Genomic DNA, 24,853 nt, shown 5'->3' on the forward strand with positions numbered 1-24,853 from the left:
CACAGCGGCGCCTTCGGATCGAACTTCAGGAACTGCGTAAACAGCACCGTGGCAATATCGGCCGCCCCCATCGGAAGTCCCGGATGGCCCGAATTCGCCTTTTCAACGGCGTCCATGGAAAGAAACCGGATCGCATTCGCCATGCGATCATGCTGTTCACGTGCGCTCATTGTCGCCTTCTCCCGAGATCTGTGGCCGTTATTCGCTACGGCTCTCAAAGCTGGGGGACACATAGCAGTTAAGGCAAGGGAGTCAATAAACAGCAACCGGCTTTGGGCAACCCAATCCAAGAATTTATCCATTCATCACGTAAGATGATCCTGGTCCGGATTTCCGGCGGCAATGCGATGCTGCAACTCTTCCACAGAATTGCCTGATTTTGCGTTGCTTTGGTCAATTGACGACAGGCGGAAGCTTCCCATACTATCGGTTTGAGGATGGTCCGGCCGGACCGGTACCGATTCGATCGAAATGGACATTGACGACTATGCCAGCAGGCGCAATGGTCAATTTGGCAATGGAAGAACTGCGCAGGGCATTGGCGGAGCTCGACCGGGCGATCGAAGCCCGGTTTGATCGAGAACGCGATTCCGCCGAACTCGAGGCAGAAGTCAAGCGCATCCATGCCGACCGCTCGCGCCTTGGTCAGGAACTCGACCAGTCCGAATTCCGCGCCAACCGGCTGGAAGAGGTCAATCGCGAAGTTTCCAGACGGCTGGTAACGGCGATGGAAACGATCAGAGCGGTTCTGGACCGCTGATCGCAAGCAGGATCGGAAACGAATTCGACATGGCGCAGGTAACGGTAACGATTGACGGCAAGGCCTATCGCATGGCCTGCGAGGAAGGCCAGGAAGCCCATCTCACCAGTCTGGCAGACAATTTCGATCGCTATGTCACCCATCTCAAGGGCCAGTTCGGCGAAATCGGCGACCTGCGGCTGACCGTGATGGCGGCCATCATGGTGATGGATGAACTCTCTGACGCCAACCGCCGCCTGACGGGCCTGGAAGCAGAAATCGACAAGCTTCGCCAGAGCCGCGACGGCATGGCTGCCGTTTCTGAAAAGAATGATGAGAACGTGGCCGCTGTGCTGGGCGAGCTCGCAAGTCAGGTCAAGGCCATTGCCGCCAAGATCAATGCACCGGCTTCGGTCGATTGATCCATATTCGCTGGAACAGCCCTTTCGCTTTCACCGGATCAACGCTATATAGAAGATGCGGTCTGTGCCTCGCGACAGGATAAACTTTTCCCCGGGCCATACTCGATCTTAAGGGAGCTGTCCCTGTTCCGGCCTGTGGGCTTGAGCACATGGCGCCCACCTACTTTGTAGGCACCAGGGATCGACATATCCATCGGTTGCCATGGACCGCGCTTTCCCGATCATCCGACCGAGTTTAAAAAGGCGAAGCCCGGTCCTGCAGGGCGGCGGACCGGGCTTCATGCATGCTGCGACTGCGAACGGGGGTTCAGGCGCAGATGCGGACTTTTTTAATGTAGGGTTTGCCTTCGTAATCGTACTTCATGTCGCTCACGATCCGGCATTCCGATTTGGTTGTCGTACGGGCGAGTTCGGTCAGCGGCAGGCGTTCGGCGGGCGCAGCACTATAGAGCGCAAGGCCTGCAACGGCCGTCACCAAAGTCATGATCATCAGTTTGTGCATCGTTCCCGCGCCTCACCAGCCGTCGCTTTCATCCTCGGCTTGGAAACGTTTATGGCAGCGATTTTATGCGGTCGGTGTATCGTAGGTAACAGGATTAATTTTCTACAAGGGCGGAAACGACGTCCGCTGGCAGTCGCCGGGGCCGGCCATTGCCGTTGATGCAGGCAATGATGACCCGAGCCGCAATCAAGAGGGTCGCATCCCTGCGGATTTCCTGTTGCAGGATCATTTTCACGCCTTCGGCTTTCTCGCAGCGTGTCGTGATGCTCAGGATGTCGTCCATCCTCGCCGGGCTTTTGAAGTCGATCTCCATACGGTGGACGACGAAGACGAGCGCCTCGCCCTCTTCCGGGTTGGCCAATTTGCTCTGCTCGATGCCGAGACAGCGAATGAAATCGGTCCGTCCGCGCTCGAGAAAGTGCAGGTAGCGCGCATGATAGACGACACCGGAAAAATCGGTGTCTTCGTAATAGACGCGCTGGACCAGTTGATGACCCTGTTCGGTCATGCGGCCACTGAGCGGAAACTCAAACGACGTCGTCATGTTCAGCCTTCCGGTACGGTCTCATGCCAGACGAGATGCTCGGTCACGATCGGCAGATTTGCGATACGACCGGGAATGAAATTCGGCTGCAATGGCAGCGCCAAGAGGCTTGCTTCATTCGCCGGCACCCATTTGAATTCCAGGTCGCTGCCACCATCGGCGATGCGATGAACGATCTCTCCTGAAGCGAATGGGAAACTGTCGGGCACTGCCATGCGATAGTAAAAACCGAGTTCGTGATAGCGGCGATTGTCGAAGAAGAAAAAGTTCTCCACCACCCAGAGCAGGTTGCCGATTTCGGTCTCGTGTTCCAGCTCCTCAACCATCTCGCGCCGGAGCGTTTCGCGCGAATCTTCGCCGATTTCCGCCCGCCCGCCGGGCAAGGTCCAGAAGGGTTCGTGGGTGGCACGATGAACGAGCAGATGGCCATTGCGCAGGGCAAGCCCTGCGATCCGGTAGTTGAAGAGATTGGGATCGGCATCGATCCGCACCATTTTTCGCATCATTCACCCCAGTTCCACGACGAGGATTTCCGGCCAGGAACCGATCCGCACTGGCATTCCGGTACAGCCCAGTCCGCGCGAGACCACGAGATCGCGCCCGCCTTCATGATAGTGTCCGACCGGATAGATCCGTGATCCGCGCGAGGCGGCAACAGGGCGCCAGCCGAACAGGTTCACCTGTCCGCCATGCGTATGGCCCGAAAGTGTCAACGAAAACCGGCCACCGGCTTGCGGGAAAATGTCCGGCTCATGAGCAAGCAGGATCGCGGGATCGGTATCCGTGATCTGCCGCTGCAATCCTTCGAGATCATCGATGCCACGGCGAAAGGTAACCGGTTCCGTCGCCATCTGGTCGCCGAGGCCGGCCAGCCAGAAACCATGTCCGTCCTTTTCCAGTCGAATGGCCCGGTTGACGAGCACCGGAATGTTGACGGCATCAAGAGCCCGCTCGGCTGCGGTCGGAACGATGAAGTCGCGGCGGTAGTCGGCATCGTCGTGATAATCGTGATTGCCGAGGATCGCATGGACGCCGAGAGGGGCCGCCAGTTGCGCAAGCGAACCTGCCCAGGCTTCCGGCGCAATGCGGCCAAGCACAATATTGGGCCCAACGACGTAGTCGCCCAGAAGCAGGATCACATCGCCGCCGAGCGCGTTGGCCTGCGCGCAGATTTTTGAGATCCGTTTCGCATCCATCCAGGGCTCGCAGGCATGGAAATCGGCAAGAGCGACGATCCTGAGCTTCAATCCGGGCGTCCAGCCTTTCGGCGTCAGACGAAAGGTGGTGACGTCGGGCGTCCCCATCGCCTCCACACCGGTGGCATAGGTTGTTACAGCGGCTCCCGCGAGCATCATCCGCCAGACGAATTTCAGAAAACCACGCCGGGTCAGCATCATTCCTCGTCCTGAAACAGGCCGAACTGGGTGGCGACGAGATTGGCGGGCGGATTGAGACCGAGATGCTTCCAGGCGTTCCCAGTCAGCACGCGCCCCCGTGGCGTGCGCTGGATGAAACCCTGCTGGATCAGATAGGGCTCGATAATATCTTCGATCGCGTCGCGCGGCTCGGACAGCCCGGCAGAAATGGTTTCGATACCCACCGGCCCGCCACCGAAATTGGTGGCGATCATGGTCAAATAGCGGCGGTCGAGCTGGTCAAAACCCATCGAATCGACATCCAGCCGCGTCAGCGCCATATCGGCAATCTCGGCGGTTACGGCCTCTGCCTTGGCCACTTCGGCAAAATCGCGCACCCGGCGCAACAGGCGCCCGGCGATACGCGGCGTGCCGCGGGCTCGGCGGGCGATCTCACGCGCCCCTTCACTCGTCATGCCAAGACCCATGAGGCGGGCACCGCGATGAACGATCAGCTCGAGTTCATCGACCGTGTAGAAATTCAGGCGAACCGGAATCCCGAAGCGATCCCGCAGCGGATTGGTAAGAAGGCCGAGGCGGGTCGTGGCCGCAACGAGGGTGAACTTCGACAGGTCTATCTTGACCGAACGGGCAGCAGGCCCCTCTCCGATTATCAGATCGAGCTGGAAATCCTCCATCGCGGGATAGAGAATTTCCTCGACCGCCGGATTGAGGCGGTGAATTTCATCGATGAACAGCACGTCGCGCTCTTCGAGATTGGTCAGGAGTGCGGCAAGATCGCCGGCCTTGGCAATGACCGGACCGGAGGTCGAGCGGAAGTTGACCCCGAGTTCCTTGGCCATGATCTGCGCCAGCGTCGTCTTGCCGAGGCCCGGCGGCCCAACGAACAACACATGATCGAGGGCATCGCCACGGTTTTTCGCCGCTTCGATGAAGATTTTCAGATTGGCGCGCGCCTCCGCCTGGCCGGTAAACTCATCGAGCGATTGCGGGCGCAAGGCGCTGTCGAGATCTTCGCCGCGCTTTTCCGGCGTCAGGATGGGATTGGGACCATTCATCGATTCGTATCCATGCCGTCGGCGGTACCTGCTTTCCGCTTAACAGGTTGCCGCCGGATTGCAAACGCCCGTCAGCGGGCCAGTTCCTTCAGACCCAACCGGATCAGCTTGGCACTGTCGGCACCCTCACCCGCCGTTTTCAACGCCGCGGCGACCGCGCTGGCGGCCTGATCACGTGAATAACCAAGGTTCGTGAGCGCCGACACCGCATCCGCCACCGGAGCTGCGGCGACACCTTCGCCAAGTTCCTGCTTGAGCCCGATCGAACCCGACATGTCGCCGGAAAAAGCGGGCGCCTTGGATTTGAGTTCCGTGAGAATGCGAACGGCAACCTTGGGGCCAACGCCGGGCGCACGCGAGATCGCCGTCTTGTCCTGCAGCGCAATCGCATTGGCAAGCTCGGATGGCGTCAGGGTCGAGAGAATGGCGAGCGCGACCTTGGCGCCGACGCCCTGCACGATCTGCAGCAGCCGGAACCATTCCCGTTCGAGCGCCGTCTGGAAACCGAACAGGCGAAACTGGTCCTCGCGGACATAGGTCTCGATGAAAAGCACCACCGCCTCGCCGGCGGACCCGATCCGCGACAGCGTCCGGGCCGAACAATGGGCGACATAGCAAACACCGTGCACATCGACGAGCACGTAATCCTCGCCGATTTCCTCGATAGTGCCCTTGAGCTTGCCGATCATGTTCGCGCCTGGAAATGAGATCAATAAATGCCTGGTTCAGCCGCTGGACTATGCATGCCGACGAGAACAGGTCAAGAACAAACTAGCCTTGGATGCGCGCCATCGCCTTGAGCCGGCTTGCCGCGCCGCCGAGGTGATGGGCATGACAGATGGCAATCGCCAGCGCATCGGCGGCATCGTTGCCGACGAATGTCGCCTTCGGCATCAGCACCTTGAGCATCATGTGGATCTGCTGCTTTTCGCCGTGACCGACACCAATCACGGATTTCTTGACTGCATTCGGCGCATATTCGGCGACCGGGAGACCGGCCCGCGCCGGCACCAGCATGGCAATGCCACGCGCCTGGCCGAGCTTGAGCGTTGCCACGGCATCCTTGTTGACGAAGGTCTGTTCGACGGCAGCCTCGTCCGGCTTGTGGCTGTGGATCACGTCTGCGAGACCATCATGCAGCTGGCAGAGCCGGGAGGCCAGATCCATCTTGTCATCGGAGGTCACGGTGCCGGATGCGACGAACTTCAGCGAATTGCCAAGCGTCTCGATGATACCCCAGCCGGTGCGGCGAAGGCCCGGATCGATGCCGATGATGCGAATCAGGTTGTTCATGTCGTTATGTATAGGGCGTGCAGTTCAGGATCGCCAACTGCTGACGCACGCAAGCGCCCCTTGTTGCAGGACAAAGATTTCTCGCAAAGCGCGCTTTATTTCTTTACCGCTAATTAAGCACTCTAGCGAAGAATCCCACAACGCAGATCTCGCATCCGGATTTGCCAAAATCGAGGCGCGACCGGCAAAGCCGCGCAAAGCCGTGACGATCACGCTGAATGAGAGACGTCCATGTCGAAGCTGTTTCAATCCATGCAGGCAAAAGTTATCGCGATATTTCTCGGTATGGTTTTCCTTTCCATATGCGCGCTTGCCATTTTGAGCTACAGCAGCTCCGACAGGATTTTTCTCGACCAGACCAGGGAGGCGATGCAGAGCGTCCTGACCTTCCGCGCTGCCAATCTTGAGAACGAATTCGACATCATCCAGGATCAGGCCACCTCGATCGCCAAGATTGAAACGCTCGGCAAGGCGATGGTCAATCTCAAGAGCGCATGGAAATCGCTCGACAAGACACCCGGCGCGGCAAAGGCCGAGCTTCAGAAATTCTTTGTCACTGGCAATCCAAACCCGGCCGACGAGCGGGAAAAACTCCTCAAGCCGGAAGGGCCCGGCGGCTACTATTACTCGGCACATGAAGAACTACAGCCGGAACTCGCCAAATTGCTACCGGCGACCCATTTCAGCGACATGCTGATGCTCGATGGCAAGGGAAACGTCATCTACTCCTACAAGAAGCTTGAAAACTTCGGCGAAAACGCGACCGCACCGGAGTTGGCCCAGACCAGCCTTGGCAAGGTGTTTGCGCAAACCACAGCCAATGTCGCCAAGGCTCAGACCGATGATGTCGCAGCCGTGTTTTCCGGTCTTTCCGTGAATGCGACCACCGGGCGTTCGGATATCTACGTCGCCATTCCACTCGTCAATCTTGGCCAGTTGCGGGGCATCTTCATCTTTCAGGTTCGCGATGATGCCATCGGCAAGATCATGACCATGGGCATTGCAAAGGATAGTTCGGCGAAGACCAGCATCATTTCCGCAGATGGAACTGTCATCAGCACGGATGCCGCCGGCAAGCTCGTGGCACTCGATCCCGCAGCATTCACGTTCCGGGACGCGGCCTTTGCCGATGCCGCGATGACCGTCGCACAGTTCGATCGTACGGATGGCGCCGCGACCAGCTTCAATATGCCGGTATCGGTTGGTACAGAGCGGTTTCTGATCGCAGAGAGCATCCTTGACAGCGAACTGGCATCGGGCACGCTCCAAATCGCGTTCCTTCTGGCAGCGGCCGGGGCAATCGTTCTCATCATCACGTCAGTAATTTCTGGATTCGTCCTGCGCCGCATGCTCGCTCCCCTCGGACGGCTTGCAAAGGCAACCGAGGCCGTGGCGTCCGGGGCCCTCGATACCCGGATCGAAGGCGAAAACCGTCATGACGAGATCGGCACGATGTCACGCGCACTCGCGGGCTTCCGTTCGTCCCTTGTCAACCAACGCGAGCTCGAAGCCCAGACCGCCACCCTTCGTGCTGCTGACGAGAAGGAAAGACAAGCACGCGCTGACCAGCAGAGAGCAGAATCCGACAGTCTCCAGTCGGTTGTTTCCATGTTGGGGGAAGGCTTGAACAGGCTTGCGCGCGGCGATCTCGCCTACCAGATCCAGCAGTCGTTTCCGCCGGCACTCGATGGACTGCGCGTGAACTTCAATGCATCGGTGGAGCAGCTGGCCAACGCGCTCACCGCAATCAGCCACAATTCGAACGCTGTGAAGGCCGGTACCGAGGAAATGCGCAGTTCGGCAGATCAGTTGGCCGAACGGACCGAACGGCAATCGGCTGCGATCAGCGAAACAGCGTCCGCGATCAGCCATATTACCGAAGCCGTCAGACAGCAGATGGCGCGTGCAGAGCAGGCAACCAAGATTGCCAAGGATGCCAATGACGGCACGCGCGCTTCGGCTCAGATCATGGAACAGACGATCAAGGCGATAGAAGCAATCCAGACTTCGTCGCAAGAGATCAATTCGATCGTCTCGGTCATCGACGAAATCGCCTTCCAGACAAATCTCCTTGCGCTGAATGCAGGGGTCGAAGCTGCTCGTGCGGGCGAATCCGGAAAGGGCTTCGCCGTCGTCGCCCAGGAAGTGCGCGAACTGGCCCAACGTTCGGCCAGGGCGGCTAAGGAGATTTCGGAACTGCTGACCAAATCGACGGCGGAAGTCGACACAGGTGTCTCGCTGGTCGAGAAAGCCGGACAGGCCCTGCAAGCGATCGGCACTCATGTCGAATCGATCAATCGCCATATCGTCGGCATGATGGAATCGACACGTGAGGAAGCCGAAACGCTAAGGAACATCAATAGCTCCATCGGCCAGATCGAAAGTATGACGCAGCAGAATGCCGCAATGGTGGAGGAGACCACCGCTTCGACGCACCAGTTGGCTCAGGAGGCCGGTGAAATGAATGGCAGGATCGGCCAGTTCCAGTTCGCGCAGCACGAACCATCCGCCTGGCGAAGATCAGCCTGACACCGCGCTTGCTCGCGTCCGGGTCAGTATCTTACGTCCAGACAGTGCAGCGGAATCGCCGCCTAACGTGATAGAAAATGAAACGCTCGACGCAGGAAGGATTGGCCGTCTTCGATGATCGGAGGGCCATGGGCTATGATCACCTTTTGCGTCGGCCATGCCAGAATGGTCTCCAGAGATAGCCGCGCGGCTTGACGGTCAGTGAAGGCCAAGCGAAATTTTCGTGGCACCGCAGGTTCATCAGCGGTCATCAGGTCCAGCCGGGCAACAAGCGCCCGCCAGCCTTTAAACCATCCGCGCGGGAGTTGCTGGATAAGATCGGTAAAGATTGCGGTCCCGCTTTCGCGGTGAAACAGGACGACTTCCGTTGTGATCCGATTGCCCCACATGATCGCGTGATCGATCTCCCCTGCCCAGGCGGCGACCGGACCATCGCCGAAATCCGCGTCGAACCGGATATCCTTGCGTTTCTCCCGCAGCCCGGGCGGAGCATAGACAAGGGCGCTGGGATAAGCCCGCTGCCAGTCACCAAGGAATGTGTGATGGAGCGCATTCGGCGGAATCAGATAGCGCACCGTGCCCAACGTCTCCACTTCGGCGCCGAGTTCATCCGACAAGGCAATCGGCGACCAGAGGAGGAGATCGTGATTGGCCAGCCGGATCACCCCCATGCGGGTGGGATAATGGAAACCGGCTGCGGCCGTGACCACGGTCCCATCGGCAATCCAGATATTCGGACCGAACTCCTTTAGCATGCGGATTCCTCATAAATCTTTACATGTGTGTATTTTTACACTAATGTATAATTATGACAATCCCAAAGAGAACGCAACGATCCCGCAACCTCATTCTCGATGCTGCCGATGCAGCCATTCGCGAGAAAGGCCTGGCTGCAACGTCCGTTGAGGAGATCGCAGTGCGAGCGGGCCTGACCCGTAAGACGGTCTACAACCTGTTCGCCTCAAAGGACGAAATCGCCTGGCAACTCATCGCGCGCGTGGAGGCCGCTGATGCGCCCTATCGCATTCGGATAGAGGCCGACGAAGACGTGCTTCTGTTGCTCGAAAGCGTCTTTCTCGACAGTGCGCGCTGGTGTCTGGCAAACCCCTCGCTTGCAAGGCTAGCCCTTTCCCCAGCCGAAAGGCCAACCAATGAGCCGCCGACAGACCGGCCTTCCTTCCAGGGGCTCGTGAGGGACATCCTGCTTCTCGGGCAGCGGCAGGGTATCATTCGCAAGGATGAGAACCCCAATTTCATGGCACTCGTGCTCCTCGGCATCTATGGTCAGGCGATGCTTTCGGCCCTGAGCAATGGGCAATTCGCTGAAAATGAAATCAGACACATCATCCGCATTGTTGTCGAAGGGATCGGAGAACGTCCGCCGCGCTGAGGCGGCTCTGGGCAGAGATTGGGAATCGGGGGCTTTCCTTTGTCCGTGGACCTTGATTCCGGAGATTTAGACCCCACCTGCAGCTGACATTCGCAATTCCGAGTCTCTTCATGATACCCTTTTCCATTCTCGATCTTGCCACCGTGGCGGAAGGCAGCACCATTTCGGATGCGTTCGCCAATAGCCGCGCCATGGCCATCCGCGCCGAGGAGCTCGGCTTCCAGCGCTACTGGTTGGCCGAACATCACGGCATGCCGGCCGTCGCCAGCGCGGCGACCGCGGTACTGATTGGCCATATCGGCAGCGCAACCAAACGGATCCGTATCGGCTCCGGCGGCATCATGCTGCCCAATCACGCGCCGCTGGTGATTGCCGAGCAATTCGGAACGCTGGCACATCTCTTTCCAGGCCGGGTGGATCTGGGACTTGGCCGAGCACCGGGAACGGACATGCGCACGGCGCGTGCTCTTCGCCGCGATCTCGAAGCCGGAGCTCATAGTTTCCCGAATGATATCGTCGAATTGCAAGCCTATCTAGGAACATCGCAGCCGGGCCAGATACTTGCCGTTCCGGGCTACGGAACCGAGGTGCCGATCTGGATTCTCGGCTCAAGCCTCTATAGCGCCCATCTCGCTGCGGCCCTCGGCCTGCCCTATGCGTTTGCCTCGCATTTCGCACCCGACATGCTGCTTGAGGCGATCGATATCTACCGTTCCCGTTTCCAGCCGTCCGCTTCGCTCGCCCAACCCTACGTGATGGCAGGCGTGATGGGGGTTATTGCCGACACAGACGAACAGGCCCGATACCTTTTCACGTCGTCGCAGCAGCAGTTCATCAACCTGCGCCGCAACAATCGCGGCCTGTTTCCGCGTCCAGTCGACAATATGGATGCGATCTGGACCGAAATGGAGCGGATCAATGTCGAGCACACGTTGCGCTATGCGATCGTCGGCTCGCCGGCAACCGCGGCTGCGACGCTCGATACCTTCATTGCCGAGACCAGCATCGATGAGTTGATCGTCTCGACGCCGGTTCACGATTTTGCCGCCCGCATCCGCTCCCTCGAACATTTTGCGGCTTTGCCGGCCTTTGCTCCGACGAGAGACTGACAATAAAAAACCGCCAGCGACCGGATCGCTGGCGGTTCGTCATTCAGTTAAAAGACGGCGTCTCAGCCCGAAAGCTTGGCCATGACCTCTTCGGGAATATCCATGTTGGTATAGACATTCTGGACATCGTCATCGTCTTCGAGCGTATCGGTTAGCTTCAGCAGCGACTGCGCCCGTTCTTCATCGACGGTAATGGTGTTCTGCGGTTTCCAGATCGCCTTGACGGTTTCAGCTTCGCCGAGAATGCCTTCGAGGGCCTTGGAAACTTCGCCGATCGCTTCGAACGCGCAATAGATCGTATGGCCATCCTCGTCGGATACGCAATCGTCTGCACCTGCCTCGATCGCGGCTTCCATCAGCTTGTCGGCATCGCCAGCCGCAAGCTTGTAGGTGATTTCGCCGACATGATCGAAGGAGAAGGAAACCGAGCCGGTTTCGCCGAGAGCGCCGCCCGCCTTGGTGAAGGTGGAGCGCACATTCGACGCTGTGCGGTTACGGTTGTCGGTCAGCGCTTCGACGATGACGGCAATGCCACCGGGACCATAACCTTCGTAGCGAACCTGATCGTAGTTTTCAGCATCGGCACCGGATGCCTTCTTGATCGCACGGTCGATATTGTCCTTCGGCATCGACTGGGCCTTGGCGTTCTGGATCGCCAGGCGAAGCGCTGCATTCATGGACGGATCAGGAAGGCCAGTCTTGGCCGCCACCGTGATTTCGCGCGCGAGCTTCGAAAACAGCTTGGAACGGATCGCATCCTGGCGACCCTTGCGGTGCATGATATTCTTGAACTGTGAATGGCCGGCCATGGCACCCCTGCAGATTGTCTGATGTCTAGGATGCGGCCTTATATTGTCTGGCTGCCCTGCATTCAAGAGGGTCAGCGCTTTTCCGCAAGGGCCGGAACCTTCCGGTCCGACCCTATCGCCAGAAATCCGGAACGGTCTCCGACAGCCGCGCACCGAGCCGAAGCGGCGCTATCTTTTCCGCCAATCCTGTCCGATCGGATATTTCGACACCGACACCGCAGATCGTCGCCGGACCGTTTGCGGCCTCGAAACGACCGCGCGGCACCTTGCTCAGGAAGCGGTTGAGTGGCTCTTCCTTCTCCATCCCGAGCGAGGAATCGTAGTCGCCGCACATGCCTGCATCCGACATATAGGCCGTACCACCATTGAGGATCTGGTGATCGGCAGTCGGCACATGGGTGTGGGTACCGACGACGAAGCTGGCGCGCCCATCGACAAAATGGCCGAAACACTGCTTTTCGCTGGTCGCCTCCGCGTGAAAATCGAAAATCACCGCATCGGCCTGCTCGCCGAGCGGGCAGGCGTCCAGAATGACTTCCGCGGCCTTGAACGGATCATCGAGATCCGGATGCATGAATACGCGTCCCATGATGTTAGCGACCAGCACGCGCGCGCCATTGCGAGCGATATAGAGACCAGACCCCTTGCCGGGCGTACCGGGCGGAAAGTTCGCCGGCCGCAAGAACTGATCCTGCCGGTCGGCAAACACCAGCGCTTCGCGTTGGTCCCAGACATGGTTGCCGGTGGTCACAACATCGGCACCGGCCGAGAGCGTCGAAATCAGGATATCTTCGGTAATGCCGAAACCGCCGGCGGCATTTTCGCCGTTGACGATCACGAAATCGAGTTTCAGGTCGGAAACAAGGCCCGGCAACCGATCCCAGACCGCCTGACGACCGGATCGTCCGACCATATCCCCGAGAAACAACAGCCTCATGCTTCTTTCCTTTCGAACTGCCTGAGACCGCTTTCGGTCAGGATCGCATCAAGGGGAACATCATGCGGTTCGGCGGGAACCGCATCGATCTTTTGGCAATCGAAGGCAATGCCGATGAGCCTCGGTTTCATGCCCTTCGCATGCAGGCGTGCGATTGCCCGGTCATAATGGCCGGCGCCGTAGCCGATGCGGTTACCCTGATCATCGAAGACCGAAAGCGGCATTAAAAGCAGCGATGGATCTAGAACGGCAGCCTCCGGCCCCGGACCTGTCGTGCCGAACCCGGTATCGACCAGCGGGGCACCGGCCACCAGTTCGCGAAATACGATGGTCTGGCGATCCTGTACGATCGGCAAGGCCAGCTTAGCACCGCGCGCCGCAAGCCGGTGCATGAGCGGCCGAATATCCACTTCCGAGCGGATCGGAAAAAAGCCAGAAACGATCTCCCCCGGCGCAATATCGATCGCATCGCCGGCGAGATCCGCCATGGCGAGGCTCATTTCGATCCGGGCATCAGCCGGTATGGCGTCACGCAACGCCAGGCGCTCCTGCCGCAGCTGCGCCTTCAGAGATTTTGCGGTCATGCTTCGATCCCGTCTTCAATCGGATCTCCATAAGGCGAAACCCTGCGAACGGCAACGGAGGTCACGACTAAACCAGACGCGTTCGGTCCAGGAAAACTGACAATTCGTAAATTTGATCATGTAATATGCAATTGATTATTTTTTATACATTAATACATATTTATTAACTAATGTATGATGTACGTTTCAAATATTGCATTGGCATGAATTGATCAGTCTATGAAATCAAAAAACTCAATCATCACCCGATTTGGAACCTCGAACTCCGGCAACTTTGCACTGATGTTTGCCTTGTTGCTGGTCCCGATGGTTATTTCGATCGGTGTCGCGATCGACTTCGCCCGACAGTACAACACGGGCAATCAGCTTCAGACCGCGGTCGATGCCGCGGCTCTGCAGATAGCGCAAAAGACCGAAAGCTTGAGTGATACGGAAGCTCTTTCTCGCGCCGAAAAGCTCATCGCCGCAAATTTTAAAGGCCAAGCATTTCAGCTCAACCTGTCCCGAACAACCTCCACGGTGAAAATCACCGGACAGGCCACCCTGCCGACGACCTTTCTCTCCATTCTCGATATCAAGAAGCTCTATGTAACAAGGGTTGCTACAGCCAATGTAGCGCAGACAAAATTCGAGATTGCCCTTGTTCTTGATACGACTGGCTCAATGGAGGGCGGCAAGCTCAACGCCATGAAGGCCGCAGCCAAGACCCTTGTCGATGATCTCGACAAACAGGTGATTGCAACCGAAAATCTCAAGTTCGCCCTGGTTCCTTTTGCAACCTTTGTCAATGTTGGTCCGCAATATGGAGCGATCATGTCCAACGGCAAGGTAACGCAATCCCCAGCGAACTGGATCGACGCGCTCGGACAATCACCGATTACCCAGCAGGATCTGGGCGCAGACGTTAGCCGCTTCGCGCTCTATTCCCACCTTGGCCACACCTGGAAGGGATGCATCGAATCCCGTCCAAAGGTGAACGGGGTGGATTATGCCGTGACTGACACGGCGCCGGATGCATCGAAACCCTACACGCTGTTCATTCCCACCTTTGCAGCCGACGAACCCGGTTCTTATTACTACATGAACTCATGGCTTTCCGATTCCCCGGCAACCATCCGGCAACAGACTTGGAACGAACGCCGGACCCGCTATGGCGTCAATTACACCAGCAAGCCAACGACTTTGTCCGAATGGGCGAAATCGGCAAAGAGTTGGGCAAGCGTTACCCAGGACAATTCTGCATCTGCATACTATTCGAATTATCATGCGGCCAAGGGCCCCAATTTCATGTGCGAAACACAGGCTATTACGCCTTTGACCTCGGACTACACCAAAGTCAAATCCGCCATCGATGCACTGGTCGCCGCCGGAAACACCAATATTCTGGAAGGTGCCGCCTGGGGTTGGCGCGTGCTTTCGCCGAACGTACCGTTTACTGAAGGGCTCCCTGCCCGCACGTCAGGCCTGAACAAGATCATGGTTCTTCTGACAGATGGAACCAATTTCTTCGGCCACACGACAAGCGCCCTCGGCTCGGCCTATACAAGCTTCGGTTTTCTGGTCGATGGCCGGCTGGACGGCATTACCACCAACGATGCAACGGTGACCACTGCAGCAATGGATGCCAAGACGCTGCAAGCCTGCACGAATGCCAAGGCGGATGGAGTGGAAATCTACACAATCCTGCTTGAGGAGAGTAATTCCAAGACCAGCGCACTCCTTGAGAAGTGCGCGACGAATCCTGCCCATTTCATTCCGGTCCCCGATCGGTCTGGCCTTGCAGCCGCCTTTGCGGCTATCAAGACCGGGATCACCCAGGTCAAGCTTGATGAATAGTTCTGCTCGATGAAAAGGCGCAGTCAAACGCTGTTCGAGAGAATATTGATGCTGAGCGCCAACACCGCGGCATTGAAGAAATAGGCAATCACGGAATGGACCAGCACGACTATTCGCATCGGCCGTGACTCGATCATAACATCAGCAGTCTGGTTGGCGACCGAGATGGTTACCGTAAAATAGAGAAAGTCGATATAATCGGGCTTCGTGTCCTTGGGAAAACCAAGTCCCCCGCCTTCGCTGTTCGGCATCCTGCGGCCATCTTGCCAATGCATGTAGAATTCGTGGGCGTAATGTTCAGTAAAAATGGCCTGGATGAAGGCCCAGGAAACGAAAATCGTCAGCACGGCCAGGGCGACATGCAAAAGCCAGTTCTCCGAATCTGGCGTCTTGATCTGGCTCAGTTCCATGACGATCGCAGCCAGACTGACAACGACGGCAATCAGAGACAGGGACAGGACGAAAAACCGTCCCTCATCGGTTCGGACAGCACGCGCCCGCATGACATCGCCGGTCGAACGCGACATCATTTGCAGCATCATGGCGAGGAAACAAAGCGCGCCGATATTCCAACCGATCAGCAGCCGCGCGGCTTCTCCATACTGTGGTCCTGCCAGGAGATAGGTTGCGACGCCGATCAATGCGGATAGCATCAGTCGCGGATGGGCGATGAACTGGGAAACCACCGCTCGATGCGGCCGCCCATCCTTGATCGGCTTCATGCCTTACCTCTTGAACAGGTCTTCTGCCGCAGACCGGCTCGATGATTTTCGATCGATTTCGCTCCGAAGCCTGGCAATCTCGGCCTCAAGCAAGCCGACCCTGTCCCTCAATTCCCCTACGGAAAGAAGGGAAAGATCGGAGCCGATCTCATGGGACAATTTACGCTTCGGGCGATCATCCTCTTCCAACGTCATGCCGCAGCCTCCGCTTTTCCATCTCTGATGCCACCGTCAGTGGCTTGCGAGCGCGGGTCAAGGGCCAGACTTTCAGGTGTGGTCGGCGTGCCGCTCGAGACGGTGGAATAGGCTTCACGCGAACCGACCGGGATTGCCGCTCGCAAGCGAGAACGGATGATCGCATAGATCGCGATGAGCCCGTGCGCCGTCGCGGTGACGCCGAAGAGCGCGTAGGGCCCGAACCGTTCCATGACCGGACCTCCCAGCGTCGGGCCGATGACCGTACCGATACCATATAGGAGCAGCAACCCGCCCGAAACATTCATGAAATCGGATGGTTTGGCAAAGTCGTTGGCATGGGCAACCGCAATCGGATAGAGCGCGTTGGCAGCAGCCCCGTAGATGCCGACCAGAATCAGGAGCGCGATGCTGTTCTGCGGATGAACGATCGCCATCTGGATACCGGCAAGCCACCCGATTCCCGAAAGAACGGCCAGCACATAACGACGATCCATGCGGTCGGACATCCGGCCCGCCGGCATCTGCATGGCGGCGCCGGCGAAAATGGTGATCGTCATCATCAGCGCGACATCGCCCGTCGAAAGTCCAGCCTTGGCGCCGAAAACCGCCCCCAGCGTGCCCCAGGCACCGTTGGCAATACCGACCAGCAGAATACCGATGAAGGAAACGGGCGAATTGCGATAAAGGCCAACGAGATCGAGCTTCACTTCGCTGAGCGGTTTGGGGGACTGCGCCGTCGAAACCAGCGTCGGCAACATGGCAACGCAATAGAAGATGCCGGCGATCATGAACAGGATCGAACCATTGATGTCCTGGAAGGCCACCATCATCTGGCCACCGACAATTCCCAAGAGCGTGATCGAAATATAGAGCGAGAAAATCATGCCGCGACTCTCGTTGCTGGCCCGCTCGTTGAGCCAGCTTTCGATGATCATTGCGGTTGCGGCAGTCGCAAAACCCGTCACAGCGCGGGACAGAATCCAGGCCGTCGGCTCGATAATGATACCGGTCATGAGCGCCGTAATCGCGATGATGGAAATGAAGCCGGAAAAGGCACGCACATGCCCCATCCGTTTCACCAATTGCCGGGCAAAGATGCAGCCGAGCACAAAACCTGCCGCCCAGGATGTTCCGAACAGGCCGAGCACAGTCTCCGAATAGCCTTCTGCCGTTCCGCGCATCGGCATCAGCAGGCTATGCAAGCCGTTGCCCAGGTAGAGGAACAGGGTTCCGGTGAGAAGCGCCAGAACGGAAATCAGATTATGTTTCATCAGCAGTCTCTGCTTCGTGCATTGCAAATTCCGTCTGATTTCAGGGAATGCAGCGGAGTTGGTCTTGTGCTGGAGGACATTGGGTCTCGGAACGAAGCAATTCTAATCGATTTGCCTGCTTCCTCCAACCAGCGAGATGCGCTAGTAGAACATCAAAAGGGCCGTTTTAATGGCATGAAGCGGCGGGAACTTTAGAATTGACGAAAATCCTTTCGGCCATCGCCATTGTCTTGATGGTCTTGCATCTGGTCAGGCCGATTGGCCTTCCCGGCCTGAGGCGCCGAAAAGATTTCTGGAAAATAGCCGTGGCGATGATCGCGATCATCCTGATCACCGCCCTTCTCCGCGAATGACGATCAAGCCCTCTTGCGTCACTTCTCCGTCAGCTTGAACTCCAGCCGGCGGTTCTGCTGGCGCGCCTCCGGACTGTCACCCTCGGCAATCGGCTGGAATTCACCGAATCCTGCCGCCACGAGCCTGTTGGCCGGAATGCCCTGGGCAATCAGATATTTGACCACGGATGTCGACCGCGCCGAAGACAGTTCCCAATTGTCGGCAAAGCGACCGTTTCCAGATAGCGGAACATTGTCGGTATGGCCATCCACGCGCAGGACCCAGTTGATTTCGGGCGGTATTTCCTTGGCGAGTTCGAGCAGCGCCTGGGCAAGTTTGGCCATTTCGACCTTGCCGGCCTCGTTGAGTTCCGCCGCGCCGGACGGGAAGAGCACTTCGGACTGGAAGACGAAACGGTCGCCGACGATGCGAATATTCTCGCGATCCGAGAGGATTTCCCTGAGCCGGCCAAAGAAATCCGAGCGATAGCGGTTCAACTCCTGAACGCGTTGCGCAAGCGCCACGTTGAGGCGGCGGCCGAGATCGGCAATCTTGGCCTGGGACGTCTTGTCCCTCGCTTCGGAGACCTGCAGCGCCTCTTCGACAGCAGCGATCTGCGCCCTGAGAGCGGCGATCTGCTGGTTGAGAAGCTCGACCTGGCTCAGCGCCTGCTGGCTGATTTCCTTTTCCTTGTTAAGTTCGCCGGTCAGTTCGCCGATGCGGGCATTGGCACTGTCTGATGCCCCGCTGCCCTTGTCGAGCAGTTGCTGCAGGCGCGACCGTTCAGTCTCGCTGCTGTTGAGCTGCGCCTGCAGATTGGCAAGCGTATCCTCGAGATCCTGCTTGCCGCCCTTCTCGAGCGCCAGCAGTTCCGTCAGTTCATTGATCTGACTGTTTAAACGCGCAAGCACTTCATCCTTGCCGGTGATTTCGCGACTCAGCAGAAACTGGCCGAGAACGAAAACCGTGAGCAGAAACATGATTGCCAGCAGAAGCGTCGACAACGCATCGACGAATCCTGGCCAGTAATCGATGGTCCGCTCCTTGCCGCGGCGCCGGAGTGCCATCACTGGCCCCCAATCTTGTCGGTGAGCTTGTCAAGCGTCCGCCGCAAGGCCTTGGATTCCTCCTGCTGGGCTTCGATCCAGTCGCGCAGCATCTGCTGCTCGGTACGCATGTTGCGAACCAGCCCCTGAATGCCCTCGGCAAGGCTTGCCATCGCCGCAGTCGACCGCTGGTTGGAACCGCCTTCCTGGCTGAGCCGTGCGAGATGTTCGGACAGCGCCTTGAATTCTTCGGCCGATCCCGCAGCCAGGTTTTCCACCACAGCCGGAGCAAAATCCGACGACACATCGGTGACGGAAGAAAGCCAGTTTTCAAGTTCGGTATAGAATCGATTCTGTGCGCGACCGGCCTGCAGGTCGAGGAAGCCGAGAATGAGTGATCCGGACAGGCCGAAGAGCGAGGTCGAGAACGCCGTGCCCATGCCCTGCAATGGTGCGGACAGGCTTTCCTTCAACGTGTTGAGAATATCGGCCGTCTCACCGGTGCCAGGATCCAGTCCCTGGATCACCGTATTGATCGATCCAATCGTACCGAGCAGGCCCCAGAACGTGCCGAGCAGGCCGAGGAACACCAGCAGTCCGGTCAGGTAGCGGGTCGTGTCGCGGCTGTCATCGAGGCGGGCGGCAATCGAATCGAGGATCGACCGCAGGGCTGTTGTCGAGATTGCCCCGGACTGGCTCGAAGCCATCAGGGCCCGCATCGGGGCAAGCATTACCGGTTCGCGGCCCGCCTTTTCTGTACTGCCAGCGGCCCGATAGGAGTTGAACCAGCGCACCTCCGGTCTAAGCGAGAGAACCTGGTTGAAGGCGAGCAGGATGCCGACCGCCAATACACCCAGAATCAGGCCGTTGAGACCGGGATTGGCAATGAAAGCGGCATGCGCCTGGCGAAAGAGAATCGCCGCAGTGAAGCCGGCAAGGATCAGGAATATGATCATCGTCCAGAAATAGGACATCGGACTGGACAGCGTGCGTCCGTGAACTGATGGTTTCACATCATTCTCGTTTTTAGCACCACCTGAGAACACCATGCTCGTTTCATTCCTTCTCGGCCGCATCCGAATTGAGTTCAGAACCTAAATGAAGTTTGTCAGGAATTGAAGACCGGGCAGCTATCCGCTTTCCCGTCCTGCCATTCTCCGCTCGACAATGGCGCAATCCCTCATCGGGTTGATGACACCAGGCATGTTCTGGCCTCATCAAAGTAACCGTCGGTTAACCTTTCTACTCTATTACTGTTGATATCCGGAGCTTCCGGATTCAGGCCAATTCCATCGCTGGAGAGCGTCTGATTTTTCTCCCTGTTTTACCTTGAGAGCCGCTTCCGCGGCTCTTTTTTTATGGCGATCAAACCCGAGTTTTCCCGGATATTTAAATCGAATTGTGGAGATTAACCCTTCTTTAAGAATCGACTTGCGTGATTGTGGGTCTCGGAGCATCATCCGCTTGACAAAAACGGCCAGAACAGGCCCTGCTTTTTTCACTTGTCTTGCGTGAATGGGAAGAAAAGATGCTTGAATCCGGTGCCAATACAATCAGCTTTGCCGATCGTGCTGCCTCTTCGCAGCAATTCAAGGCACTCTATGCCGAAGGCATGGCACTTGTCGAAGATACGGCAAGCTATCTCGACGGCCCGGGCCGTCTGGCTTCCAAGGCTCTGCCGCGGATGGCATCGGTGCTTTATGCGGCTGAATCCATGCGCTTGACCACCCGTCTGATGCAGGTTGCCTCCTGGCTCCTTCTGCAGCGCGCGGTCAACAATGGCGAAATGACCCGCGACCAGGTTGTTTCGGAAAAGAAGAAGGTTCGTCTCGACCAGTTCACGGTCGATCGCACCGCTCCGGGCTGGAGCGAGCTTCCGGAAGGCTTCCGTGATCTGGTGGAGAAGTCGCTCCGCCTTCAGAACCGGGTTGCCGTTCTCGACCGCGAAATCTATCGCGCAGACGAACAGCCGGCGATGACGGCCAACAACCAGAATTCGGTTCAGGCTCAGCTTTCGCTCCTGAAGACGGCTTTCGGCGGTCAGTAAGATCGCGGCCATCAAAGATGATTGAAGGTGAAAAAGCCGGGTCAACCGGCTTTTTGTTTGCGGGAAAACATGATGTTGACCCTGAAAATCCCGGCTAGAGCGGTTGACAGCAACCGAGTCTGCCGTTACATGCCTGTCCAAAGTTTGGGCGCGCCCTTTCAAAGAGTGGCGCGCCTTTGAGTGTCAATGTCGCGGGGCCTTTCCCGCAAACGTCGCGGATCAGAAAAATGAAGATCAAGAACTCGCTCAAGGCCCTGAAGGCTCGTCACCGGGAAAACCGTCTGGTCCGTCGCAAGGGCCGGATCTACATCATCAACAAGCTGAACCCGCGCTACAAGGCTCGCCAGGGCTGATTGCCCGGCGGATCGGTCGCGCCGATTTTGTTTGATTATTTCCGCTGGCGGGCTACCATGCCCGCCATGCGTATTTTTGCATCTGCCATTTCTTTCTGCCTAATCCTGGCGATCCCCTCGTTCGGGATGGCTGCCAACAGCGATTCTTCGGCGCCCAAGCCGGTGATTGCTGCCGAGCCAGGTCCGCTGGCCCCCGATGATTCCCAGCTTGCCTCCCTGTTCGGAAAACTGTCCCGCGAGCGCAATTCGGAACAGGCGAAAACCCTCGCCGATCAGATCCGGGGCCTGCAAGCCCAGTCCGGCAGCGCGACCATCGACATGCTGATCGGCAATGCAGACAAAGCCGTTTCGGAGCAGAGATATGGCGCCGCCCTCGATTTCCTCGATCAGGTGACCCTGCTCGCGCCCGATTTTGCCGATGGCTGGAACCGCCGGGCAACCGTGCACTATCTCATGGGCAATTTTCCCAAGGCGATGGCGGACACCGCCCATGTGCTCGCGCTCGATGCGCACCATCTGAACGCCCTGTCTGCACTGGCCAATATGCTGGAAGATAGCGGCCGCGACGCGCAGGCACTTCAAGCCTGGCAAGCCTATCTCAAGCTTTACCCTGCCGATCAGGACGCGCAGAAGGAATCGCTCGAACTCATCGACAAGCTTGTCGGCCAAAAGACCTGACGATTGCCGGACCCGACTGCTCCATGACATTCCTCGCCGCATTTCTCGAAGGAACGCTAACCGTTGCCTTCGTCCTTCTTGCCATCGCGACCAGTTACACGGCCTGGGAAGCACGGCGCATCACAGCGCGCTATCCGAACCCCGGCGAACAGATCGACGTTGGCGGGACAAAGCTCAACAGCTTGCTGATGCCCGCATCGGAAGGTGCGGATCTGCCCCCGCTTCTTTTCATCCACGGCGCCAGCGGCAATCTCAGGGATCTCCTTTGCGCCTTCGGCAGCCAACTGAAAGGGCGGGCGGATCTGCTGTTCATCGACCGTCCGGGACATGGCTATTCAGAGCGTGGCGGCAAGCGCAGCCTCACACCGGATGGTCAGGCCGATCTGATTGCCGGATTGATGGAAAAACGCTGCATCGAGAAAGCAATCGTCATCGGTCATTCGTTCGGCGGCGCCATCACTGCCAGCTTGGCGCTGCGCCATCCCGAAAAGGTCGCAGGCCTTGTCTTTCTGGCGCCTGCCACCCATCCTTGGCCGGGCGGCATCGACTGGTATTACTCGCTGGCAAATGTTCCGGTCATCGGCTGGCTGTTCTGCCACACACTGACGCTGCCGGCTGGCCTGCTGCAGATGCGCGCCGGCATCGAGCACGTCTTTCATCCCAATCCCGTGCCCAAGGGCTACATGGACAAGGCCGCGATCCCGCTGGTTCTGAGGCCCCGGAACTTCCTCAACAATGCGCGGGATGTCGCCAACCTGCTGGACTATGTCGAACGGATCCACCCGCTCTACAGCACGATTGCGGCCCCCACGGTCATCATCACCGGCGACAGCGATGACATTGTTTACGAAGAAATCCATTCACGCGGATTGAAACGCGATATTCCGGGTGCCGAGCTCGTCACAGTCAGGGGACTGGGGCACAAGCCCGATTATATCGTTACCGATCTTGCCATTGCCGCAATAGAAAAGGTCGCCGGAAAAGCCAGCGACCTTGAACTCGCACTCCAAGTGGCGGAAGCGGCGATATCCCGATCGGGACATCGCCGTAGCTGATCAGACGCCGCTCATTCCGTCGGAGCCGATATAGGCGATCCGCAGCATGTTGGTGGCGCCAGGCGTGCCGAGCGGCACACCAGCTGTGATGATTAGTCGATCGCCCGGCTTGCCGAACCCTTCCGCATGAACGATGCGGCAGGCGCGGTTGACCATGTCGTCAAGGTCGGAAGCGTCTTCAGTAACCACGCAATGCATGCCCCAGACCACGGAAAGGCGCCGGGCTGTTTCGATGATCGGCGACAACGCGATAACCGGCACCGAGGGCCGTTCGCGTGCAGCGCGCAAACCCGTGTTGCCCGACGCCGTATAGCAGACGATCGCCGAGAGCTTCAGTGTTTCGGCAATTTCGCGCGATGCGAGCGAAATCGCATCGGCGCCGGTCGGTTCCGGCTGCGGGCGCTGTGCGTGGATGATGTTCGAATAGTAGGGATCCCGCTCGACGGTGCGCGCGATCGCTGCCATGGTCGAAACCGCCTCGACCGGATATTGGCCCGACGCCGACTCAGCCGAAAGCATGATCGCATCGGCGCCTTCGAAGACGGCCGTCGCAACGTCAGACACTTCGGCGCGAGTCGGCACGGCTGCCGAAATCATCGATTCCAGCATCTGGGTAGCGACCACAACCGGCTTGCCGACCCGGCGACAAGCGCGCGTCAACTGCTTCTGCAGGCCCGGAACCGCCTCAAGCGGCATCTCCACGCCGAGGTCGCCACGGGCAACCATCAGCGCATCCGACAGTTCGATGATCTCTTCGATCCGCTCGATGGCTTGCGGTTTTTCAATTTTGGACATGATGCCGACCCGACCACGGGCGATCTTGCGGACTTCCGCAAGATCCTCTGGGCGCTGGATGAAGGAAAGGGCCACCCAGTCGACGCTGCCGGTTGCCAGCACCGCATCGAGATCCGAACGGTCCTTCTCGGTAAGCGCGCCGACCGCAAGCAACGTATCGGGAAGGCTGACACCCTTGCGGTCGGAAATCTTGTTGCCGGAGACGACGGTGCAGACGATCCGGTGACCATCACACTCCTGGGCCAGGAGATGCAGCTTGCCATCGTCGATCAGCAGACGATGTCCTGGCTGCACGGATTCGAGAATTTCGGGGTGAGGCAGGAACACGCGGTTTTCGTTGCCGGGTTCGTCGATATCATCAAGCGTAAAGGTCTGCCCCGCTTTCAGTTCAACCGATCCGTTGGCGAACTTTCCGACGCGAAGTTTTGGTCCCTGCAAATCGGCAAGAATGCCGATCGGACGGCCCGAGCGGGCTTCGACGGCCCGGATGCGACCGATCAGGGTTCGCATCATGTCATGGCTCGAATGGCTCATGTTGATGCGGAACAGATCGGCTCCGGCCTCGTGCAGCTTGGCGATCATGTCCTCTTCGGCAGAGGCAGGGCCTAGCGTTGCAAGGATTTTGACTTTACGGTCTCGCTTCATCAATTCTGGCTTTCCTGTGGAGCGGGCATATCGGTCAGCTGAACCATCCAGCTGCCCTGACGCCCGGTGTCATATTCCTTGAAGCCGAACTGCTGAAACCCGCGGGCAAAGCAGTCCTGAACGCCGGTAATCTTGAACTCGTTTTCGGCAACGCACATGTTGACATTGCCCGCCCACCGGCCGCCACGGGCGGCATCTTCGGCATAGAGATAGTAGTAGCGCGACTGCAACTGGCCCTCGATCAGCGTGGCGCAACCGCTGGCAGGAATCTGCCACCAGCCTTCGGATACCCAGCCATCCTTCGAACGGTACCCTATCGCGACTCCAACAAGATTTTGTGTCGTATTGCACACTCGGAATTCGGCATGGGCTTCGTTGGGAGCTATCGCAAAAGACAAGCCTGCGCCGAGAAAAAGGGCTGCCAGCATGCCGCCAGCAGAGCGCCTGCTCCGTTGGGCGCTAACCTTGCGCTTCGATTCCATGCGTCCATGCTCAGTGTTTTTCGGTTCGTGCAGTACGATTCGCATGATGTTCCAAACGGCTCCCACATGCCTGTTGCTTTGTGCGCTGGCAAAACTTGAA

The 24,853-nt window shown here is 58.2% G+C and carries 29 protein-coding genes and 1 other RNA gene; 11 read left to right on the top strand and 19 right to left on the bottom strand.

The window, feature by feature from the left end:
* Nucleotides 1-170: thiamine pyrophosphate-binding protein (locus tag Q4481_RS14865; protein WP_304377360.1), on the bottom strand; the 170-nt coding region annotated here is incomplete at its 3' end.
* 317 nt (nt 171-487) lie between these two features.
* Here Q4481_RS14865 and Q4481_RS14870 point away from each other — a divergent pair.
* The 3 genes from Q4481_RS14870 (at nt 488) to ssrS (ending at nt 1,374) form a co-directional block, all read left to right on the top strand.
* The gene (locus Q4481_RS14870) at nt 488-760 is read left to right on the top strand and encodes a DUF4164 domain-containing protein (RefSeq protein ID WP_304377185.1); all 273 of its coding nucleotides are present in this window, start codon (nt 488-490) and stop codon (nt 758-760) included.
* A 29-nt stretch (nt 761-789) separates the two neighbouring features.
* Nucleotides 790-1,161, top strand: coding sequence for a cell division protein ZapA (locus tag Q4481_RS14875; RefSeq protein WP_304377186.1), 372 nt, complete (start codon nt 790-792; stop codon nt 1,159-1,161).
* A 56-nt stretch (nt 1,162-1,217) separates the two neighbouring features.
* Nucleotides 1,218-1,374: non-coding RNA, 6S RNA (ssrS, locus tag Q4481_RS14880), on the top strand.
* A gap of 94 nt (nt 1,375-1,468) precedes the next feature.
* Here the strand turns inward: ssrS and Q4481_RS14885 are convergent.
* From Q4481_RS14885 to ruvC, 7 genes are all read right to left on the bottom strand, one after another.
* Nucleotides 1,469-1,663 (bottom strand): hypothetical protein, encoded by a 195-nt coding sequence (locus tag Q4481_RS14885; RefSeq protein ID WP_304377187.1) that lies wholly within the window; start codon nt 1,661-1,663, stop codon nt 1,469-1,471.
* A gap of 94 nt (nt 1,664-1,757) precedes the next feature.
* Complete coding sequence (gene ybgC / locus Q4481_RS14890) at nt 1,758-2,207, bottom strand: tol-pal system-associated acyl-CoA thioesterase (RefSeq protein ID WP_304377188.1); 450 nt, start codon at nt 2,205-2,207, stop codon at nt 1,758-1,760.
* 2 nt (nt 2,208-2,209) lie between these two features.
* The gene (locus Q4481_RS14895) at nt 2,210-2,713 is read right to left on the bottom strand and encodes an NUDIX hydrolase (protein WP_304377189.1); all 504 of its coding nucleotides are present in this window, start codon (nt 2,711-2,713) and stop codon (nt 2,210-2,212) included.
* Nucleotides 2,714-3,601: a metallophosphoesterase gene (locus Q4481_RS14900; RefSeq protein ID WP_304377361.1), complete on the bottom strand. Its 888-nt coding sequence runs from the start codon at nt 3,599-3,601 to the stop codon at nt 2,714-2,716. It lies immediately after the preceding gene.
* Nucleotides 3,601-4,641 (bottom strand): Holliday junction branch migration DNA helicase RuvB, encoded by a 1,041-nt coding sequence (gene ruvB / locus Q4481_RS14905; RefSeq protein WP_304377190.1) that lies wholly within the window; start codon nt 4,639-4,641, stop codon nt 3,601-3,603. Before ruvB ends, Q4481_RS14900 begins: the two co-directional genes overlap by 1 nt.
* 71 nt (nt 4,642-4,712) lie before the next feature.
* Nucleotides 4,713-5,330 carry a Holliday junction branch migration protein RuvA gene (gene ruvA, locus Q4481_RS14910; protein WP_304377191.1) on the bottom strand — a complete coding sequence of 206 codons (618 nt, stop codon included), beginning with the start codon at nt 5,328-5,330 and terminating at the stop codon, nt 4,713-4,715.
* An 82-nt stretch (nt 5,331-5,412) separates the two neighbouring features.
* Nucleotides 5,413-5,934 carry a crossover junction endodeoxyribonuclease RuvC gene (gene ruvC, locus Q4481_RS14915; RefSeq protein WP_304377192.1) on the bottom strand — a complete coding sequence of 174 codons (522 nt, stop codon included), beginning with the start codon at nt 5,932-5,934 and terminating at the stop codon, nt 5,413-5,415.
* A gap of 231 nt (nt 5,935-6,165) precedes the next feature.
* On the opposite strand from ruvC, the gene Q4481_RS14920 reads away from it, so the two are divergent.
* Entirely contained in the window at nt 6,166-8,463 is a 2,298-nt protein-coding gene (locus Q4481_RS14920) for a methyl-accepting chemotaxis protein (RefSeq protein ID WP_304377193.1), read from the top strand.
* Nucleotides 8,464-8,525: 62 nt separating this feature from the next.
* Here Q4481_RS14920 and Q4481_RS14925 read toward each other — a convergent pair whose 3' ends face one another.
* Nucleotides 8,526-9,218, bottom strand: coding sequence for a DUF4336 domain-containing protein (locus Q4481_RS14925; protein WP_304377194.1), 693 nt, complete (start codon nt 9,216-9,218; stop codon nt 8,526-8,528).
* A 53-nt stretch (nt 9,219-9,271) separates the two neighbouring features.
* On the opposite strand from Q4481_RS14925, the gene Q4481_RS14930 reads away from it, so the two are divergent.
* Both Q4481_RS14930 and Q4481_RS14935 read left to right on the top strand, forming a co-directional pair.
* A complete protein-coding gene (locus Q4481_RS14930) occupies nt 9,272-9,853 on the top strand; it encodes a TetR/AcrR family transcriptional regulator (RefSeq protein WP_304377195.1) in 582 nt (193 codons plus the stop codon).
* A gap of 110 nt (nt 9,854-9,963) precedes the next feature.
* The gene (locus tag Q4481_RS14935) at nt 9,964-10,962 is read left to right on the top strand and encodes an LLM class flavin-dependent oxidoreductase (RefSeq protein WP_304377196.1); all 999 of its coding nucleotides are present in this window, start codon (nt 9,964-9,966) and stop codon (nt 10,960-10,962) included.
* Between the two features lie 62 nt (nt 10,963-11,024).
* On the opposite strand, the gene Q4481_RS14940 is transcribed toward Q4481_RS14935, so the two are convergent.
* The 3 genes from Q4481_RS14940 to Q4481_RS14950 all read right to left on the bottom strand — a co-directional run bounded on the left by Q4481_RS14940 (nt 11,025) and on the right by Q4481_RS14950 (nt 13,292).
* A complete protein-coding gene (locus Q4481_RS14940) occupies nt 11,025-11,771 on the bottom strand; it encodes a YebC/PmpR family DNA-binding transcriptional regulator (protein ID WP_304377197.1) in 747 nt (248 codons plus the stop codon).
* A 112-nt stretch (nt 11,772-11,883) separates the two neighbouring features.
* A complete protein-coding gene (locus Q4481_RS14945) occupies nt 11,884-12,708 on the bottom strand; it encodes a TIGR00282 family metallophosphoesterase (RefSeq protein ID WP_304377198.1) in 825 nt (274 codons plus the stop codon).
* Nucleotides 12,705-13,292 (bottom strand): 5-formyltetrahydrofolate cyclo-ligase, encoded by a 588-nt coding sequence (locus Q4481_RS14950; protein WP_304377199.1) that lies wholly within the window; start codon nt 13,290-13,292, stop codon nt 12,705-12,707. The genes Q4481_RS14945 and Q4481_RS14950 overlap by 4 nt, the downstream gene beginning before the upstream one ends.
* A 219-nt stretch (nt 13,293-13,511) precedes the next feature.
* Between Q4481_RS14950 and Q4481_RS14955 the strand changes: the two genes are divergently transcribed.
* Nucleotides 13,512-15,128 carry a TadE/TadG family type IV pilus assembly protein gene (locus Q4481_RS14955; RefSeq protein WP_304377200.1) on the top strand — a complete coding sequence of 539 codons (1,617 nt, stop codon included), beginning with the start codon at nt 13,512-13,514 and terminating at the stop codon, nt 15,126-15,128.
* A gap of 23 nt (nt 15,129-15,151) precedes the next feature.
* On the opposite strand, the gene Q4481_RS14960 is transcribed toward Q4481_RS14955, so the two are convergent.
* From Q4481_RS14960 to Q4481_RS14980, 5 genes are all read right to left on the bottom strand, one after another.
* Entirely contained in the window at nt 15,152-15,850 is a 699-nt protein-coding gene (locus Q4481_RS14960) for a DUF1345 domain-containing protein (RefSeq protein WP_304377201.1), read from the bottom strand.
* A 3-nt stretch (nt 15,851-15,853) separates the two neighbouring features.
* A complete protein-coding gene (locus tag Q4481_RS14965; RefSeq protein WP_304377202.1) occupies nt 15,854-16,045 on the bottom strand; it encodes a DUF1192 domain-containing protein in 192 nt (63 codons plus the stop codon).
* Complete coding sequence (locus Q4481_RS14970) at nt 16,042-17,319, bottom strand: MFS transporter (protein WP_304377203.1); 1,278 nt, start codon at nt 17,317-17,319, stop codon at nt 16,042-16,044. Before Q4481_RS14970 ends, Q4481_RS14965 begins: the two co-directional genes overlap by 4 nt.
* 371 nt (nt 17,320-17,690) lie before the next feature.
* On the bottom strand, nt 17,691-18,719 hold the full coding sequence (locus Q4481_RS14975; RefSeq protein ID WP_304377204.1) for a peptidoglycan -binding protein: 1,029 nt from the start codon (nt 18,717-18,719) through the stop codon (nt 17,691-17,693).
* Complete coding sequence (locus Q4481_RS14980; protein WP_377353125.1) at nt 18,719-19,747, bottom strand: flagellar motor protein MotA; 1,029 nt, start codon at nt 19,745-19,747, stop codon at nt 18,719-18,721. The genes Q4481_RS14975 and Q4481_RS14980 overlap by 1 nt, the downstream gene beginning before the upstream one ends.
* 479 nt (nt 19,748-20,226) lie before the next feature.
* Here Q4481_RS14980 and rcdA point away from each other — a divergent pair, with 479 nt between their 5' ends.
* The 4 genes from rcdA to Q4481_RS15000 all read left to right on the top strand — a co-directional run bounded on the left by rcdA (nt 20,227) and on the right by Q4481_RS15000 (nt 22,831).
* Nucleotides 20,227-20,745: a protease adaptor protein RcdA gene (gene rcdA, locus Q4481_RS14985; protein WP_304377206.1), complete on the top strand. Its 519-nt coding sequence runs from the start codon at nt 20,227-20,229 to the stop codon at nt 20,743-20,745.
* Nucleotides 20,746-20,972: 227 nt separating this feature from the next.
* Nucleotides 20,973-21,098, top strand: coding sequence for a type B 50S ribosomal protein L36 (ykgO, locus tag Q4481_RS14990; protein WP_025557146.1), 126 nt, complete (start codon nt 20,973-20,975; stop codon nt 21,096-21,098).
* A 57-nt stretch (nt 21,099-21,155) separates the two neighbouring features.
* A complete protein-coding gene (locus tag Q4481_RS14995) occupies nt 21,156-21,776 on the top strand; it encodes a tetratricopeptide repeat protein (RefSeq protein WP_304377207.1) in 621 nt (206 codons plus the stop codon).
* 23 nt (nt 21,777-21,799) lie between these two features.
* Nucleotides 21,800-22,831, top strand: coding sequence for an alpha/beta fold hydrolase (locus Q4481_RS15000; protein WP_304377208.1), 1,032 nt, complete (start codon nt 21,800-21,802; stop codon nt 22,829-22,831).
* Here the strand turns inward: Q4481_RS15000 and pyk are convergent, their stop codons facing one another.
* Nucleotides 22,832-24,271 (bottom strand): pyruvate kinase, encoded by a 1,440-nt coding sequence (gene pyk, locus Q4481_RS15005; RefSeq protein WP_304377209.1) that lies wholly within the window; start codon nt 24,269-24,271, stop codon nt 22,832-22,834. It lies immediately after the preceding gene.
* Complete coding sequence (locus tag Q4481_RS15010) at nt 24,271-24,699, bottom strand: DUF1036 domain-containing protein (protein ID WP_304377362.1); 429 nt, start codon at nt 24,697-24,699, stop codon at nt 24,271-24,273. The genes pyk and Q4481_RS15010 overlap by 1 nt, the downstream gene beginning before the upstream one ends.
* Nucleotides 24,700-24,853 lie beyond the last annotated feature (154 nt).

It is taken from the genome of Fluviirhizobium alvei, from assembly GCF_030551875.1.
Classification (GTDB): Bacteria; Pseudomonadota; Alphaproteobacteria; order Rhizobiales; family Rhizobiaceae; genus Rhizobium_E; species Rhizobium_E alvei.